This is a genomic window from Streptosporangium sp. NPDC023963, assembly GCF_040639135.1.
Classification (GTDB): Bacteria; Actinomycetota; Actinomycetes; order Streptosporangiales; family Streptosporangiaceae; genus Streptosporangium.
This window is the reverse complement of record NZ_JBEZZK010000011.1, coordinates 261,270-278,707: the sequence shown is the minus strand read 5'-3', so window position 1 is coordinate 278,707 and position 17,438 is coordinate 261,270. Positions and strand designations below refer to the sequence as shown.

Sequence of the window (17,438 nt, the reverse complement as noted above, 5' to 3'; positions counted from 1 at the left end):
GCGGCGGCCCGCTCCAGGGTGACCTCCGCCGCGCCCGCGAAGCGCTCCAGGACGATCTCGTCGAGGCCGTGCGCCGTCCCCTCGCGTTCCATCCAGACGGCGCCGAGCTCCGAGCCGAGCCGGCGGTGGAGCACCGGGCCGGAAGGCTCCTCGCACGGCTCGGGGACCCCGCCGGGCACGACCCGCGTCCGCCTGCCGGTGACCGCGTCGACGAGCCCGACCGGGCACTGCGCCAGGCGCGCGGTGGCCTGGAGCAGCACCGGGACGCCGGCGTGGCTCCGCACCAGCACGTCGAAGTAGGCGATGACGCGGACGGCGCTCTCCGCGTCGGAGTCGAGCGTCGACAGTCGCAGCAGTAGTCCCTGCACGGCTCCACACCAGGTCGCCGCCCGCGCTCCCGGCCAGAACAGCGCACATCAAACGGCTCATACCGGACATGACACGCCCGAAACGGCGTACCAGGCAGCGGATCGGACGGCCCGTCAGCGCAGCACCGGGTAGTTGGCGCGGATGAGGCCGTGCGGGTCGCGGGAGCGCTTGACGTCGCGCAGCCGGGCCAGCACGTCGCCGGGGAACGCGGCCGCGGCCCGCTCGCCGGGGCTCAGCGAGGTGTAGGGCTTGCGTCCGCTGGTCCGCGGGACCAGCGCGCCGGCGATCCCGTCCTGGCGGGCCCGTACGGCGCCGGCGGCCTCGGGCGAGGGCGTGAGGCCGAACATGGCCAGCAGGTACGGCTCGGCCAGGTGCCCGCAGGCTCCGCCGCCCTCGGCCGGGCGGGACAGGGCGCCGCCGAGATGGCGGATCTGCACGCTCAGCAGCGGTTCGATCGGCTCGGCCAGCAGCGTCGCCGCGACCGCGTCGTCCAGGCCGGTCAGCAGTTCCCCCCGGTTCCGCCCGGCCCCGGGGGCGAGGGGCTCGGCGCAGACGGAGCCCAGCTCGGCCACCGGCAGCGGGCCCCGGCTGTCGGAGATCACGCCGTCGATCTTGTCCAGGCGGCGCAGCAGGTCCTGAGCCTCCCCCGTCTCGCCCAGGAACGTCACGTCCACGGCGACCGTGGGCGCCGCTCCGGGGAAGTGCAGCAGGTCGAACCAGACGCTCAGTTCCTCGGGGGCCTCGGCGGTGATCTCCCGGAACGCCTGGAGCACGCGCGGGGCTCTCTCGGCGGGCCACAGGACGCGCCCCCCGTACAGGTGCGGCGCCGGATGCAGGTCGAACTCGACGGCGGTCACCAGGGCGAAGTCACCTCCTCCCCCGCGCAGCGCCCAGAACAGCTCGGCGTCGGACGCGGCGTCGACCGTGGTCCGCACGCCGTCGGCGCCGACCACGTCGAAGGCGCGCACGCTGTCGGCGGCGAAACCGTGGCGGCGGCCGAACCAGCTCAGGCCCCCGCCCAGGGTGTAGCCCACCACGCTGGGCCCCGGGGAACTGCCGGCCAGCCCGGTCAGGCCGTGCGGCCCGGCGGCGGCGAGCACCTCGTTCCACCTCACCCCCGCGCCGACCCTCGCGGTGCGCCGTTCCGGCCGTACGTCCACCCCGCCCAGCCGCCCGGTACGCAGCAGGATCGCCCCTTCCACGTCGCCGCTCGCGCCGTGTCCCAGCGGCTGGGCGGTCACGCTCAGCCCGGCCAGGCGGGCCCAGGTGACCAGCGCGGCCACGTCGTCGGCGTCCTCCGCCTCGACCACCGCCAGCACCGGCTGGTCGACCGCCAGGTTCCACGCCCGCCCGGCCCGCTCGAACCCCTCGTCGCCCGCCGCCAGCACCGGTCCCCTGACCGCGCGCCGCAAATCATTCCCGATCGTCATGATCTCTCCCTTTCGCCGTACCCACTCTCGGACGACCGGGCTGGGATCGAGCTGAGGTCGAGCTGGGATCCGGGCACGGCCCCTCCGCCGCGAGGTCACGTCGCGATCCCGCGCCTTTGCGGACGTGCCCCTGACCTGGGACCTGCTCGCACTTGACCGTCTTTTACCACCTTCTACTGCGTTTCAGCGTCTATAGGGTCAAAGCGGGAATGCGGCTCTGTCGACACCGGCGTCGTCATCGCCACCAGGCCCGGGCTCAACCTGGCCCTGGCCCAGCTGGCCGCGCCGGGCGTCATCACCGTCGGCCAGGAGCACGTGGCCCTGCGGGGACAGCCACAGGAGGTGCAGGAGCTCATCAAGCGCCGCTACCGCGAACTCGACGCGCTGGTCACCCTCACCAGGGCCGACATGCGCGACTACCGCGCGACGCTGCGGCGCAAGCCCGGGAAGCTGGCCAGGATCCCCAACGCCGTGCCGCCCATGAACGGCGAGATCTCCAGGCTGGAGAACAAGGTCGTGGTCGCCGTCGGCCGCATGACCAGGCTCAAGGGCTTCCACCGGCTGATCACCGCGTGGGAGACCGTGGCCGCCGCCCATCCCGACTGGACCCTGCGCGTCTTCGGCGCGGGACCGCAGGAGGACAACCTGCGCGCCCAGGTCGCCGAGGCGGGGCTGCAGGGCAGGGTCGAGCTGCCGGGCCCCACCGCCGACGTCGGCGCCGAGCTGGAGAGGGCCTCGGTCTTCGTGCTCAGCTCCCGCCACGAGGGCTTCCCCATGACGATCCTGGAGGCGATGGCCAAGGGGCTGGCGATCGTCAGCTTCAACAGCCCGCACGGCCCCAAGGAGATGATCACCGACGAGGTCGACGGGCTGCTGGTCAAGCCGCGTACCGACGCCAACCTCGCCGCCGCCCTCATCCGCGTCATCGAGGACGAGAAACTGCGTCACCGGCTGGCCCGGGGCGCTCTGGCGACCGCCGCCACCTACGACGTGGAGTCCGTCGGCGCCAGGTGGGACGCCCTTCTGGAGGAGCTGCTGGCCCGCCGCGACGGCACCTATGTCAAGCCGGTGCCCGCCGTACCGGCCCCCGCCGAAGAGCCCGCACCCGCGGCACCGGTTCCCTCGGGAGAGCCGAGGCCCGCGGTGCCGGACCCCGGCGGGGACGAGATCGTCTCGCGCCAGGGCGACAGATCGAGGCCCGGATACCGAAGCGCCATGCGGCGAGCGTGTCAGGTGTCCAGAAGGCGTGACCGGGCGGCGGGAACCCGAAGAGTTCGAGCTGGCGTCGCGAGGCTCGCTCGACGAATCGGCGACACCTCCGCCCCGTAGAGCTCCGGGCTGCCGCCGGTGCGGACGAACCCGTTCTCGCTGCCGGCGGCGCCGTCGCGCGGATACCAGTTGGGGCGGGCGGGCGCCCCGGCTTTCCCGGAGCAGGCGGGCGGCCGACCCCGCCGAGCTCAACCGGGTAGCGCTCAACCGGACGGCGTGACCGGGGACCACACACCGAACCACTGCTCGGCGCCGTACTCCTCGAACCGCTCCACCTCGGTGAACCCCAGCTTCGCCGCGAGGCGCATCGATCGGTCGTTGGCGGTCTGGGTGCTGAGCACCACCGGCTCGCCGGGAAGCGCGCCGGTGACCCAGCCGAGTGCCGCCGCGCACGCCTCGGCGGCGTACCCGTATCCCCACGCCTCCGGCAGGAACATGTAGCCGAGCTCGGCCTCACCGCCATCCGGACGGACGTGACCCGGACGCTCGGCGTCGCGCCGGTCGATCTCGACGATGCCGATCATCGCCCCGTCGAGATCGGCCACGAAAAGGCCAGGGCGCCGCCCGGGCACGGCAGGCAACGCACGTTCGAGCTCGTCACGCGGCCGAGGGCCACCGATGTAGGCGCCCACCTCGGACGAGGTGAACAGCTCGATGAGCGCCGCACGGTCCCGGGCCTCGGGCTCACGGAGCACGAGCCGTTCAGTCCTTATCGGGGCGGGTGGCCAGGCGACGGGACCGAGTTCAGCCATGGCGGGCAACCTACCGCACGCCCGTGAGGGCGATCCGAAAGAGAAGGCCTGGCCGGAGTGGGTGACCCGCGTCCTCAACGGAGACCAGGACACCTGACACCGAGGGGCCGGGGCGGCGCCGGTGGACGGCCATCGCCGTCCTTCGAAACCACCGCGTCGCCCAAGCCGCCAGAGGATGAAAAAAGGTTCAGTGGACTCCTTCCGGGAACCGGGGCTCTCCAGAGATCAGGCGTCCACCAAACCGGATAACCTCCACATCTCCCCACGCGAGCTCATGGCGTCACAGTTACCATGCGCCTGGGACGATACGACAAAAGGTATGTTCACCATCGAACCATGTCTCGTCCAGCGGCTCGCCGGTGATACGGCCGATCACCTCGAGGAACGCGTTCTCCTGAGTTCCGTCGGGCCCATCAAACCGCACACCGGTCATGTTTCTCGCGAACAACCCGTCAGGTTGCTCGGGAGTATTGTCGGCCCAGCGGAGATAATCCACGAGCCGGCCATTTTCCACCAACACGAGATCCTCGGTCCCCTCGACATCCGTGGTGACCATGGAAAGCAGGCGCTCGCCCTCTCTGGTCAGGCTCGCGCGCATCGAATCATGCAGCGAATAGGTCCCGCTGATCTGCAGGACGTGCGTCCATCCACGGTGGTGGCGCCCGATCCACAGTGTGTCCTCCATGCTGTCGCCAACACCGAAGGGATACCAACGCATAGCGGTTTGCAGGTCACAGCGAACCGCGGACGCCGCTGTCACCCTACGGACCACTTCGTCCTCATCCGAGCACTCGACCCAGGTGCTCAAGAAGTAGTCGCCGAGCCCTCTCGAGCGCACGATCTCCCATAGCCGGGCATCGGTGTCGTGCACTTCTCGGTCATCGGTCATATGTTTTTCCTTGAAAAGCGGGGTTCATTGGAACGGGCGGAGTCACTGGCTCGACCGTCGAGCCAGTGACTCCTGTGCGACAAGGCGCCTTATGGTTTGGTGCGGACCAGGAATGGGTCCCCGTCGTTCACAACACGGTTGCGCGAGTAGAACCAATTGAGCCATCGCAGGCCATGGTTCCCGTTATGGTCACCGTTCAGCGCTCTGATGGAATAGTGACCGTTTGCCTTAGAGGCGCCCTGGTTGGTGCTGGCGAAGGGATACTCGTCACATTGTCTTCCCGTCTGCTTGTAGGACGTGTATCCGGGATACTGGAAATAGTATTGACAAAGCCCGTCCGGGTATCTCTGCCCATCTATAACAGTCGATTGCGAGAACTTCTTGCGATTGGCATCCTTGGTGGTCTTGCTGCCCCGGGTCAAGTTCTTCCCAGCCGGAGTGTTCCGGGCGGCGTCGGCGTTTCCTGGGATGTTCTTCGGCTGGGGATTCGTCTCGGGCAACGGCGGGACGGTGGCGCGGTTCCGCTGCGGGTCCAGCGCCATGGCGATGTGGTCGATCACCTCGTCCATCGGCAGCCCGCGATCGATCGCCTCCTGCTTCGACATGGTGAAGACCGGGATCGTGAGGGGGTCGATGCAGCCTCCATCGTGCACCCCCGCGGTGTTGCTCACGGCCGCGGCCCTGGTCGTGGTGAAAGCCTCATCGCCTTCTGGATTCTCGGCTCCCTCGCGGATGGAGTCGCAGCGGAAGTTCGGCCTCCACATGTACTTGCCGCCACCGACCGGCGCCGTGCCCACGAGCTTTCCGCCGTCGATGCCGAGATTGTCGAACGTACCCGTCGGCCAGAGCGGGATCGGGAACCGGCCGTACGTCTGGTCTCGTTCGTCTCCCTCCCCGTCACTGTCCCAGTCCCCGAGGCGGTTCATGAGCTGCGGCGCGATGGAGCACATGTGCGTCTCGTCACCGTCGGTGAGGTTCGTGTCGCGTGACTCGAAGCGGAAGTAGTCGTCCGGGTCGGACTGCCACTCGGGAACGCTCACGTAGCGCTGTTTGGCGCCCGAAGGAAGTACGCAGGATGATCCGGCCTCACCGCCGGCATCGACCTTGAGCCCGATGTGGTATTTGCCCAGCCCGCTCTGCGGAACGCGGTCCCCGTCCTCGTATACCTGGATGTTCTGCAGCCTGGTCCACAGGGCGATGTTCCGGGGCTTCAGACCGCTCGCACCGCTATTCACCACATCCGTTCCGGCGGCGTTGCCGAGATAGGTGTGATACACGGTCGCGACCTCCACCGCGAAGCCGTCTACGACGGTCGGCTTGACCCCTTCAGGGTTCAGCCAGTTCTTGGTGTACTCACCCACGCCGACGTACTTACTCCAGCATGCGCTGTACGGGGTCTGAATGTTCTGATTCTCCCACCAGCCGAAGCTGGCGTAGGGCCAATTCGAGGACCTGCGGGCCGCCATGCAGGTTTCGAGCGACGCGTGGTGGTAATCGAAGCCCGTGCCCGCCGGCGCTGTGACGGCCGGTACGGCGGGCGTGGCGGATACCGCGGGCGCGGAGACACCCACTCGCAGATCCTGCCAGCCGGACCATGCCCCAGCTTCGCCGTCCACGCTGGCGCGGGCTCGCCAGCGCACCTGTGCGCCCTTCTCCAGAAGGCCGGCCGGAACCTGTAGCGTCCTGCGGGAGCCGGTGGCCTTATCGCCCGCCCTGCCGGTCCAGACAAGCTGCTTGCGTGCCGACGACTTCACCGGTTCACGGATGACCTCGACCTCCGCCGTCACCGGACGGCCGCGCCCATCGGTCACCCACGCCTCGAACCGGGGCCGGAGAGTCTTGACCCAGGTGCTGCCCTTCGCTTTCGTGGAGTCCTTCACGGTCAGCTTCGCGAGGGTGGGGGTGGCCTCCGCGGTAGTGATATCACCGGATCGCGCGGCCGGCGCCGCGACGGCCGCGGGAGCAGCGGTCCCGACGGCGGTGTTCATGTCGGCCTGGATCTGGGCCGTGGTCTGGGCGATGTCGTAGACGCGGACCTCGTCGATGAGGCCGCTGAAGTACTCGCCCCACACGCTGTTGCCGCCCAGCCGCAGCGGGCCGGCGTCCGCGTACAGATCACCGGTGAACGGCAACTGGCTGACCTGGACGCCGTTGACGTACAGCCGGGCTGTGGTGCCGTCGCGGGTGAGGGCGACGTGGTTCCAGGTATTCGGGGACAGCGGTGCGGTGCCCTCGGGGGCCACCACCTCCGACGCGTCCTCGGCGGGCATGAGCCAGCCTGAGGGGACCGCGCCATTCGAGGCGTACAGCCCGTAGGCGGGGGCGATGCCGTCCTCGTCTTCCTTCATCAAAACGGTGCGCCAGTTGTTCACGGTGGTCGGCCGCACCCACGCCGACAGGGTCAGGCGGTTCGACAATCGCAGCGACGGGGAGTCGGCGACGGTCACCCAGCTCGAGACGCCGTTGAACGACAGCGCTTTCCCGTGCTTACCGCTGGTGACCCGAGTGGTGTCCAGGGCTGTACCGGTGTTGTTCCGGCCCGAGGAGTCGGACACCGTCGTTCCGGAAGCCTCCTCCATGCCATACGCCGCGACCAGCCCGGTAACGGGAGTGGGCGGCGTCGGTGTGGGCGTGGGTGTAGGCGTGGGGGTGGGTGTGGGGGCCGGGGGGGTGCCGGCGACCGGCGTGTTCATGTCGGCCTGGATCTGGGCTGTGGTCTGGGCGATGTCGTAGACGCGAACCTCGTCGATGAGGCCGCTGAAGTACTCGCCCCACACTCCATTGCCCCCGATGCGCAGGGGACCGTCATCGGCGTACAGGGGACCGGTCAACGGCACCTGCGCAACGTGCGTGCCGTTGAGATAGAACCGGCTGGTGGTGCCGTCGTAGGTGAGAGCCAGGTGACTCCACGTGTTGACGGGAAGTGGTGACGTGCCGCCGACCTGTGAGGCGCTCTCCTCTTCGGTCTGCAGCCATCCGGAGGGGACAACGCTGTTGGAAGCGTACAGTCCGTAGGAGGCACCACCCTCCTGGGTGAGTTCCTTCATCAGCGCGGTGCGCCAGTTGTTCACGGTGGTCGGCCGCACCCACGCCGACAGGGTCAGGCGGTTCGACAATCGCAGCGACGGGGAGTCGGCGACGGTCACCCAGCTCGAGACGCCGTTGAACGACAGCGCCTTCCCGTGCTTACCGCTGGTGACCCGAGTGGTGTCCAGGGCTGCACCGGTGTTGTTCCGGCCCGAGGAGTCGGACACCGTCGTTCCGGAAGCCTCCTCCATGCCATACGCCGCGACCAGCCCGGGAACCCCGGCGGGCGGAGCCAGCGTGGTGAAAGACCACGGGTGTGGGGTCATCGTGTTCCCGGCGGCGTCCTTCGCCTCGCTCGCCGTCGCGGTGTACGTGACGCCTCTGCTGAGCGGAGCGGACGGCGTGAAAGTCAGGACCTTGTTCTCCTCGCTCATCGCGAGGGCGCCGGCCACTTCCGCTCCGGCGGGGTCCTTGACGATGATCCGCGCCTGCGACACCGGCTCACCGAAGGTCGCCCGTACCGGCGTGTCGACCGCCACGTTGGCAGCATCACGAGCCGGGACCGTCTCGACGACCCCCGGCGGCGTGATGTCGGGCGGTGCGGTGGTGAAAGACCACGAGTGGTCGGTCATGGTGTTGCCCGCGGCGTCCTTCGCCCCGCTCACCGTGGCGGTGTACACGGTCTCCGGGATGAGGCGCTGTTCCGGAGTGAAGGTGACGACCTTGTCCTCCTCGCTCATCGCGAGGACGCCGGCCACTTCCGCTCCGGCGGGGTCCTTGACGATGATCCGCGCCTGCGACACCGGCTCACCGAAGGTCGCCCGTACCGGCGTGTCGACCGCCACGTTGGCAGCATCACGAGCCGGGACCGTCTCGGCGACCCCCGGCGGCGTGATGTCGGGGCCCTCCGTGCTGAAGGACCAGGTGTACGGCTTCATCATGTTGTCCCAGATGTCGAAGCCGTCCCATACCTTGGCGGTGTACGTCATGCCGGGTGTGAGAGGCTGCGCCGGGGTGAACACCATTGTGGTCGCGTCGGTCGGCTCGTCGTACGACTCGGCGAGGGAGCCGGTGAGCACGGCTCCGGAACCGTCCCTGACCTCGAGCTTCCCGCCGACGGTTTCCTCGTCGAAGGTGGCGGACACCTTCGTGCCCAGGGCCACACCAGTCGCCTGGTCGGCGGGCGACGTAGACGTGACCCGGGGCGGAGTACCGTCCTCCCCGTTGCCCTGCGGCACGTCTTCGTAGCTCTCCCCTTCCAGGGGGAGCAACTGGGTCAGGTCCACATCCGCGTCCGCGTAGCGGTGTGATGCCAGCGCCTTGGCCTGCGTCTCCACCATCGGGACGAGGCCGGTGTCCTCCGGCGTGTGCTCCTCCCAGGCCACCGCCTGGTCATAGGTGGGGAACGAGGTCAGTTCCTCACGCGTGCTGAAGACGACCCTGATTCGCTCCGCCGGCTCGAAGTCGACTTCGAGCTTGGGCGGGTGGGCACCTGCGCTGCAGCAGTAGTACTCATTCGTGCGGTAGCGGCGCCAGTTGGTGATGTCGGACTCGTTGCCGGCGGCGAGTTGGAAGCCGTAGTTCGGCTCACCGTCGGCCCATGCCTGGACAATCCCGTTGACGGAGTGAATCAGGTCATGCTCGTAGTTCATGTAGCCGCGGGTGCAGCCAGGGAGATAGGCGCCGTACTCGGTGTCCGCGCCTGCGCTGGTGGCCAGCGGCTGGTTGCTCCATGTCAGGGTAGAGACATCCCAGCGCTGGGTGACGCGGCGGGCGGTGATACCGGACCCGACACTCTCCCCGCAGTCATTGGACAAGTGGTTCCACAAAACCAGATCAGCGTTCTGGACCCTCCCGCCCCGCAGCGGAGAGTCTTGGGGGATCTCATCGAAGCGGATGTAGCTGCGCCAGCGCACCGCCCCGCTGTTGGACTTACCCACCAGGATCCGGTCCAGGCTGCTGTTGTAGTAGCCGTCCTGGTAATCCAGGCTGTTGACGAAGGTGTCGTTTCCCAGGGCGGGTTCCCACCAGTCGGAGTCGACGGCCATCAAGGTCACCGGGTAGGAAACCGCCGGATCGGCGAGGAACGTCACGTCGGGGGTGAACACCAGGGTGGAGCTGTCCTGCTCGACCCTCACGGCGGCCTTGCCGACCTTGCCTGCATCGATCGGCCCGTTGCCATCGGCGGCCACCGCGTCGAGCAGCGGCGCCGGCCGAATGTCGGCGATCTTCTTGTTGTCTTCAGCCAGCAGAGTGGGCTGCCCGGCAGCATTCGTGCCGTAGGACATGCCCCCGGGCAGGTCCACCGGAAGCCGGAAGGTCAGCGGGCCTGTGGGCCGCTTGCCGATGACGATCCGCTGCCGGAAGCCGGTCGCGGTCGCGGTAACCACCAGGTCTATGTCTTCTCCGTAGACGGACTGGTAGGTGGCGGTGTTTCCGGTGAGCTTCGGCTTGGGCAACTTGCGGGAAGCGGCGATCTCCGCAGTGCCCTGCGCGCTCTTGCTCTTCACCAAGGCGGTGTCATCGCCCACCGACAAGGTCAGCTCGCCCCTGACGGCTTTAGGCTTGATGCCCCCGTCCTCCTCGACGAGGTTGGTGTCGATCGGCGTGAAGCCCTTACCCTTGCCCTTTTTGACCCGGATGGGCTGCGCGTGCAGCTCCATCCGCAGGGTCTTGCCGTCGGGATTGGCGAAAACCGTCGTGGTCTCGGTCTGCTGAGAGGGGATTTCTATCCGCTTGCCGGTCTTGGCGGCTTCCTCCTTGGCGGCTTCCACCACCTTGTCCACAACCGGTGTACCACCCTTTGGCGCAGGCGCAGGTGCGGGTGCGGGTGCGAGCTGCGCTTGCGCCGGGGTCGGCTCCTGCTCTGCCCATGATGGGACTGCGGCCAAACTGACGATCATCATCGCTGACAGTCCTGCCGCGAGGACGTTCACGAATCGGCGTTCGCTGCGTCTGTAATGAGGTAAGGGGGGCGAAGCCTTCCTTACCCCTGCATTCAATGACACTGATACTCCTGCGCGCATGAGTATGGCCCGCACGGCGGTGCGGGTCATACGAACAAGGATTCGACTTGCAGGAAACTATCAGGAAAATTTACTTATAGAAAGGGAAATGATCAAGCTAAATGATCACGAGTTGTCGAATGAACGGCAAACACGAAAACGTATAACGATCAAGAAAAAAATCAGTCGGCGGACGCGGCGGACAACTCCACACGCCCGTCCCTCGAAATCCTTGACGTTCCCGCTGACCAGGGTCCGTCCGTTCACCATGGCCGTCGCGGCGATCGAACCGTCCGCCGTGAGGAGCGGGCGGACGGCGTTCAGCCGAACCCGCTCCTTTGCGACCTCGGAGATGGCGGGAACGACGCGGTCGCTGAACTGCCGGTGAGGTCCGTGGAGCCGGCGCTCCAGAACCGTCGCCCGCGCGGGGGCGCTGTGCCGGCGGCACTCGACTCCGCGGCGGATCTCACCGACCGCCAGGTTGCTGAGGCGGAGTGTGGGTCCGTGAGCCCCGCCTGTCCGGTCCTTGACGTGCGGGCTCCCGCTTCGCTTGCGCGCTTCGGGGACCACAGCGGAAATGACGGTGGGGGAACGTAGGCTTCCGGCTGCCATGAAGAAAGAGGACGCATGCCGACGAGCCTGACCTTCCGGCTGTTCGGCCCGCTGGAGGTCGCCGACGAGACCGGTGCCCCGCTCGACCTCGGCACCAGGAAGCAGCGTGCCCTGGTGGCGATGCTGGCGCTGGAGCCGGGCAGGGTCGTCTCGCTGGACCGCCTGATCGACGAGCTGTGGGCGGGCGAGCCGCCCTCCGGCGCGACGAGGACCCTGCAGGCCTACATCGCGCACCTGCGCAAAGTGCTGGAGCCCGGCCGCACACCGCGCACGCCGCCGGGGGTGCTGCTCACCCGCGAGCCGGGTTACCTGCTGGCCGTCGCTCCCGGCCAGGTCGACCTGGCGCGCTTCGCGGCGGGCGCGCAGGAGGGCCGCAGGGCGCTGGCGCGCGGCGACCACGGGGAGGCGCTGCGGGTGCTGGAGGAGACGCTGGGCCTGTGGCGGGGTGAGCCGCTGGGCGAGTTCGCCGGTCAGGGGTTCGCCCGGCCCGCCGTCGCGCGGTTGCGCGAGCTGCGGGCCACCGCCGTGGAGGACGGGTTCGAGGCGCGGCTGGCGCTGGGCGAGGGCGGCGCCTGTGTACCGGACCTGGAAGTCCTGGCCGAGGCCCACCCCTACCGGGAACGGCTCTGGGGGCTGCTGGTGCTGGCTCTGTACCGGGCCGACCGGCAGGCCGACGCGCTCGCCGCGCTGCGCCGGGTCCGTACCCTGCTCGCCGACGACCTCGGCATCGAGCCGGGGCCGCAGCTGCGGCGCCTGGAGCGGGCGGTGTTCGAGCAGGCCGCCGAACTGGAGATCCACGGCGTCACTCCTGGCCCGCTTCCCGATGCGGGCCCGTTCCCGGTGCCCGCCGCGCCCGTCCCGCTCGCCCCGGCCCCGGCCGTGACGGGAGACGGGGCCGGGACAGGGGACCTCGTGGCCGGTGAGACGCTGGTCGCCAGGGAGGCGCAGCTACGCCTGGTGGCCGAGCGGCTGGCCTCGGCGCGGCGCGGGGAAGGCGGGGTGCTGCTGGTGACCGGGGAGGCCGGGATCGGCAAGACCCGGCTCGCGCGGGCCGCGGCCGACGAGGCCGCCGGGCGGGGTTTCCGGGTCGCCTGGGGCCGCTGCGTGGACGGCGCGGCACCCGCGTTCCGCCCCTGGATCCAGGTGTTGCGCGAGTGCGGCGGGGCGAACCCCTTCCACGGCGAGGCGGCGTCATCGGCCCCCGACCCCGACGCCGCGCTGTTCGAGCTGTACGAGCGGGTGGCGGCGACCCTGACCTCCACCGGCGGCCCGCTCCTGGTGGTCCTGGAAGACCTGCACTGGGCCGACGCCTCCTCGCTGCGGCTGCTGGCCTTCGTCGCGGGCGAGCTGGCCCGCCACCCGGTGCTCGTGGTGGCGACGCTGCGTCCCGAGCCCGGCGACCATCCCGCGCAGCTGCGCGACACCCTCGGCGCGCTGTCGAGGGAGCCGGGGACCGTACGCGTGGAACCGGCCCCGTTCGGCGCGGGTGACGTGTCGTCGTACCTGCGGCTGCGGCGGATCCCCGAGGATCCCGGGCTGGTCGACGTGCTGCTGGAGCGGAGCGGCGGCAACCCCTTCTACCTGGGCGAGCTGCTGCGCCTGCGCGAGAGCGAGCGGTGCCTGGCGGCCGGGCTGCCCTCCGGGGCGCGCGACGTCATCGAACGCCGGGCGGCCAGGCTTCCCGAGGAGACGCGGGAGCTGCTGCGGGCGGCGGCGGTCACCGGGCGCGAGGTGGAGGTCGACGTGCTCGAAGCCGTCACCGGCGTCCCCGCCGAGCGGGTGATGTCCCTGCTGGAACCGGCGGTGGCGAGCGGGCTGCTGGCCGAACCGCCCGGCGGCCCCGACTACCGCTTCTCCCACGCCCTGGTGCGCGACGCGCTGCTGTCCGGGCTCGGCCGCCTGGCACGGGCCCGGCTGCACCTGCGTACGGGCGAGTGCCTGGAGACCAGGCCGGGCACCGAGCCCGCCACGCTGGCCCACCACTTCGCCGCGGCCGCCAGGGTCGGCGGCGCGGCCAAGGCGGTGGAACACGCCTCTCGCGCGGCCGGGCGGGCCGCGGCCCAGCTCGCGTACACCGAGGCCGTCGAGCTGTGGGAGCTGGCCCTGAGCTCGCTGCCGGCCGGCGGCGGCGGCGACGGCGGCGACAGGGCCAGGTGTGCGCTGCTGACCGAGCTGGGACAGGCCCGCCGCACGGTGGGGGACGCCGCGGCGGCCCGCCGGGACCTGGACGAGGCGATCGAGCTGGCCCTGCGGCTGGGCGACAGGGACGCCCTGATCTCCGCGATCACCGTCTCCGGCGGGCTCGCCCTGTGGTTGTGGCGCCCGTACGGAGTGGTCGACGCCGCGATGGTCGCCGTGCTGGAGGACCTGCTGGCCGGGCCGCTCGACGACCGCGACCGGGCCGCGCTGCTGGGCACCCTGGCCGTGGAGCTGCACTACGGGCCGCGCCGCGCCGAGGGCGAGCGGCACGCGGCGCGGGCGGTGGAGATCGCCCGCGGCCTTGACGATCCCGCGCTGCTGGCTCGCACCCTGAACAACTACCTGCTCGCCTGCTGGGTGCCCGGCCGCAACCCGGAGCGGCTGCGGGCCGCGGAGGAGATGCTGGCCCTGCCCCGCCTGCCGCGCGCCACCGAGCTGGTGGCCCGGGTCTTCCGGATGGCCTGCCTGCTGCGCGCCGGTGACCTGACCGGCTGGGATCTCGACCTGGCCCGCTGCGAGCGGCTGATCGAGGAGGTGCGCCGCCCCGAGCTGGAGGCCATGGTCCGCATCGCCCAGACCGCCAGGTGCACCCTGGAGGGCCGCTGGGCGGACGCGGAGTCGCTCGTCACCCGTTTCGGGGAGATGCGGTACGGCTCCAGCCTCTGGGGGCAGGAGTTCCGGCTGCGGCTGACGACGTTCACCTGCGACCGGGGGCGCGGCCGGGTCGCGGAGACCCTCGACGGGCTGCTCGCCTCGGCGGAGGATCCGTCGATGGCGCCGCTGCGCCCGATCGCGGTGCTGGCCGCCCTCGACTCCGGCCGTCCGGACCTCGCCCGCGAGCTGGTCGCCCGCTGGGGCACCGAGGTCGCGGACGACTGGATCGCCGACTTCCTCGTCCCCGTCTGGGGCCTGGTCGCCGCCCGGCTCGGTGTCCCCGACCCGGAGGAGCTGTACGACCGGCTCGCCCCGTACGCCGGCCGGCTGATCGTCTCCGGGACGGGCAGCGCGGCGTGGGGCTCCACCCACCTGGTCCTCGCCGAGCTGGCGGCGCGGCTGGGCCGCGCCGGCCGGGCCCGGGAGCACGCCCGCGAGGCGGCCGAGACGCACCGGCGGCTCGGCCTCGCCTACCTGGAGGAGCGGAGCCTGCGGCTGCTGGCCCGTCTGAGCTGATCCGGCCTGCCGTCTCCCGGATGTTCCGGCCCGTTCTCCCGGCCGCTCCGGCCCGCTCCCGCAGCCGCTCCGGCCCGCTCCCGCAGCCGCTCCGGCCTGTGCCCTCAGCGGCTCCGGCCTGTGCCGGGCCGCCCGGGCCCGCCGGAGCGGCCGGCGGGTCACCAGCGCTGGTGGACCTGCGGGCGGATCAGCTCGTCGTAGATCTCCCGCACGCTCGCGAGGGTGGCCTCGGGCAGCGGGTCCACGGCGGCGGCGGCCGCGTTGGCGCGGGCCTGCGCGGGGTTGCGGGCACCGGGGATGACCACGGAGACGCTGGGCTGGTCGATGATCCAGCGCAGCGCGAACTGCGCCATGGTGGTCTGCGGCGGCACCAGCGGAGCCAGGCGGCGGACCGCCTCCAGGCCGGTGGAGAAGTCGACCCCGGAGAAGGTCTCGCCGACGTCGAAGGACTCGCCGTGCCGGTTGTAGGTGCGGTGGTCGTCGGCGCCGAAGACGGTGGACTCGTCGTACTTGCCGGACAGCAGGCCGCTGGCCAGCGGGACGCGGGCGATGATGCCGACCCCGGCCTCGGCCGCCGCCGGGAGCACCCTCTCCAGCGGCTTGAGCCGGAAGGCGTTGAGGATGATCTGCACGGTGGCCACGCCCGGCCGGGCGATCGCGGTCAGCGCCTCGTCGCAGGTCTCCACGCTCACGCCGTAGGCGGCCACGCGGCCCTCCTGGACGAGGGTGTCGAGGTCGTCGAAGACCCTGTCGGTCGCGTAGACCGGGGTGGGCGGGCAGTGCAGCTGCACCAGGTCGAGGGTGTCGACGCCGAGATTGGCCCGGGAGCGGTCGGTCCACGCCCGGAAGTTGTCCAGGGTGTAGGCCGACGGCTCCTGTGCGACGCGGCGGCCCATCTTGGTGGCCACGGTGAGCCCCGGCCTGGCCTTGATCAGCTGCGAGACGATCTGCTCGCTGCGCCCGTCGCCGTACACGTCGGCGGTGTCGACGAAGGTGACCCCGGCGTCCACGGCGGCGTCGAGGGTGGCCAGGGCCTCGTCCTCGCCGACCTCACCCCAGTCGGCCCCCAGCTGCCACGCGCCGAGCCCGACGACACCGATCCGCCTGCCTGTTCTTCCCAATTCGCGCTGTTCCACATCAGCGATCGTAGCCCGCACGACGCGGCGGGAATCACCGGCACCCGGGCACGGCAGGCAGGCGGGACGTGCGGTACGGGCCCCGGGTCTACCCCGGCACGCCCGGCATCACGTGCGCGTCGGGGCCGGGGAAGACGAGGCTTTCGTGCTCGTCGCCCTCCCAGCGGACCACGTAGGGCGGGCTTCCGTCCTCGTGGCGTAGCTCGATGATGAATCCGATCTTGCGGGGAGCGCCGTCGTGGGCACTCTCCACGATCAACCTGTCGCCTACGGTCGCCTTCACTGTGGCCTCCTGGATCAGCTGGATCAGCAGGGTGCCGGTTCTCCGGCCGTCCTCCCCTTCCATGGCATCACTCTGCGGCACATTCGTCCAGGTCAGGAGCGCGGCAAGGTCGACTGGAGGGCCTCGCGGGCTTCAGACTTTACTTATATAAGCCGGTCCTGAGACAGTGAGGTCATGCACGCGCTCGACGTTCTCGGCGATCCGGTCCGGCGCCGGATCCTGGAGCTGCTCGCCGACGGCGAGCTGGCGGCCGGTGAGATCAGCGCCGTGGTGCAGGAGGAGTTCGGGATCTCGCAGCCCGGCGTCTCCCAGCACCTGCGCGTGCTGCGCGACAACGGGTTCGCGACGGTACGCGCCCAGGGGACCCGGCGGCTGTACGCCGTCGATCCGGCCCCGCTGCGAGAGGTGGACCGGTGGCTCGACCGCTACCGGCACTTCTGGAACCAGCACCTCGACGCCCTGGGCACCGAGATCGCGCGGGGAAGGCGGGAGCGTCGCCTCAGGGAGGCGGAGAACCCGGCGCCCCCGGGCACGGCCGGGAACGGCACCTGACCCCCGCCCGACTCCCCCTCGGCCTCCCGCTGCCCGCCCGACTCCCTCCTGGCCCCCCGCTGCTCCTCCGACTCCCCCTCGGCCTCCTGCTGCCCGCCCGACTCCCTCCTGGCCCCCCGCTGCTCCTCCGACTCCCCCTCGGCCTCCCGCTGCCCGCCGACGTCCCATGCCCCCGATGCCCCCCGTCCGGCTCCCCCGCGAGCCCCGCGAGCCCTCTCCCAGGAAGCGGGATCCGGATCTCCCCTCTCAGGAGGGGCCCGCCCACAGCCTGCGTACCGTGGCGAAGACCCGCTGGTTGTGGGAGATCTCGACGACGTTGCCGTCGGGGTCCTTCAGGGCGCAGATGTAGCCGACCGGGCCGGGCATGTCGCGGGGCTCCCAGTGCAGGCGGCCCAGCTCGCGCGCCCGCTCGGCGATCTCCTCGACGTCGGCGCGCTCGGGCACCTCGATGCCGAGGTGCGCGAACGGCGTCAGCAGCCCCAGCCGCCCGCCCCTGTCCTTGTCGAACGAGACGAGCACCAGGACCATCGGGGTCTCGGCCTGCCCCTCGTTGGAGAGCCAGGCGCTCTCCCCCTCGGCGTCCTGGAAACGCTCGACGACCACCAGCGGCGTCAGCGACGTGTAGAACGCGATCGCCTCGTCGAGATCGCCCGTGGGCAGGGCGACGTGCGTCCACCGTGCCCGGGTCAGATCACCCATGAAGATCCCCCACTTCCTCCGGGCCGATCCGGGTGGTCTGCGCCGA

General features: G+C 70.5%; 11 protein-coding genes. 4 read left to right on the top strand and 7 right to left on the bottom strand.

What is annotated here, in order from left to right; genetic code table 11:
- Positions 1-68 precede the first annotated feature (68 nt).
- Positions 69-359 (top strand): hypothetical protein, encoded by a 291-nt coding sequence (locus AB0F88_RS29540; protein WP_362691115.1) that lies wholly within the window; start codon positions 69-71, stop codon positions 357-359.
- 123 nt (positions 360-482) lie between these two features.
- Here AB0F88_RS29540 and AB0F88_RS29535 read toward each other — a convergent pair whose 3' ends face one another.
- The gene (locus AB0F88_RS29535) at positions 483-1,799 is read right to left on the bottom strand and encodes an FAD-binding oxidoreductase (RefSeq protein ID WP_362691113.1); all 1,317 of its coding nucleotides are present in this window, start codon (positions 1,797-1,799) and stop codon (positions 483-485) included.
- Positions 1,800-2,114: 315 nt separating this feature from the next.
- Between AB0F88_RS29535 and AB0F88_RS29530 the strand changes: the two genes are divergently transcribed.
- Positions 2,115-3,128, top strand: a complete 1,014-nt coding sequence (locus AB0F88_RS29530; RefSeq protein WP_362691110.1) for a glycosyltransferase — start codon at positions 2,115-2,117, stop codon at positions 3,126-3,128.
- 143 nt (positions 3,129-3,271) lie between these two features.
- Here the strand turns inward: AB0F88_RS29530 and AB0F88_RS29525 are convergent, their stop codons facing one another.
- The 3 genes from AB0F88_RS29525 to AB0F88_RS29515 form a co-directional block, all read right to left on the bottom strand.
- Entirely contained in the window at positions 3,272-3,763 is a 492-nt protein-coding gene (locus tag AB0F88_RS29525) for a GNAT family N-acetyltransferase (protein ID WP_362691107.1), read from the bottom strand.
- Positions 3,764-4,106: 343 nt separating this feature from the next.
- Positions 4,107-4,709, bottom strand: a complete 603-nt coding sequence (locus AB0F88_RS29520) for a hypothetical protein (RefSeq protein WP_362691105.1) — start codon at positions 4,707-4,709, stop codon at positions 4,107-4,109.
- Positions 4,710-4,798: 89 nt separating this feature from the next.
- A complete protein-coding gene (locus AB0F88_RS29515; RefSeq protein ID WP_362691102.1) occupies positions 4,799-10,522 on the bottom strand; it encodes a LamG-like jellyroll fold domain-containing protein in 5,724 nt (1,907 codons plus the stop codon).
- A gap of 846 nt (positions 10,523-11,368) precedes the next feature.
- On the opposite strand from AB0F88_RS29515, the gene AB0F88_RS29510 reads away from it, so the two are divergent.
- Positions 11,369-14,722 (top strand): BTAD domain-containing putative transcriptional regulator, encoded by a 3,354-nt coding sequence (locus AB0F88_RS29510; RefSeq protein WP_362691099.1) that lies wholly within the window; start codon positions 11,369-11,371, stop codon positions 14,720-14,722.
- Positions 14,723-14,880: 158 nt separating this feature from the next.
- Here the strand turns inward: AB0F88_RS29510 and AB0F88_RS29505 are convergent, their stop codons facing one another.
- Both AB0F88_RS29505 and AB0F88_RS29500 read right to left on the bottom strand, forming a co-directional pair.
- The gene (locus AB0F88_RS29505; RefSeq protein WP_362691096.1) at positions 14,881-15,858 is read right to left on the bottom strand and encodes an aldo/keto reductase; all 978 of its coding nucleotides are present in this window, start codon (positions 15,856-15,858) and stop codon (positions 14,881-14,883) included.
- A gap of 88 nt (positions 15,859-15,946) precedes the next feature.
- The gene (locus AB0F88_RS29500; RefSeq protein ID WP_362691093.1) at positions 15,947-16,204 is read right to left on the bottom strand and encodes a DUF1918 domain-containing protein; all 258 of its coding nucleotides are present in this window, start codon (positions 16,202-16,204) and stop codon (positions 15,947-15,949) included.
- 111 nt (positions 16,205-16,315) lie between these two features.
- Between AB0F88_RS29500 and AB0F88_RS29495 the strand changes: the two genes are divergently transcribed.
- Complete coding sequence (locus AB0F88_RS29495) at positions 16,316-16,693, top strand: metalloregulator ArsR/SmtB family transcription factor (RefSeq protein ID WP_362691090.1); 378 nt, start codon at positions 16,316-16,318, stop codon at positions 16,691-16,693.
- 246 nt (positions 16,694-16,939) lie between these two features.
- Here AB0F88_RS29495 and AB0F88_RS29490 read toward each other — a convergent pair whose 3' ends face one another.
- Positions 16,940-17,392, bottom strand: a complete 453-nt coding sequence (locus AB0F88_RS29490) for a VOC family protein (protein ID WP_362691087.1) — start codon at positions 17,390-17,392, stop codon at positions 16,940-16,942.
- Positions 17,393-17,438: the final 46 nt, after the last annotated feature.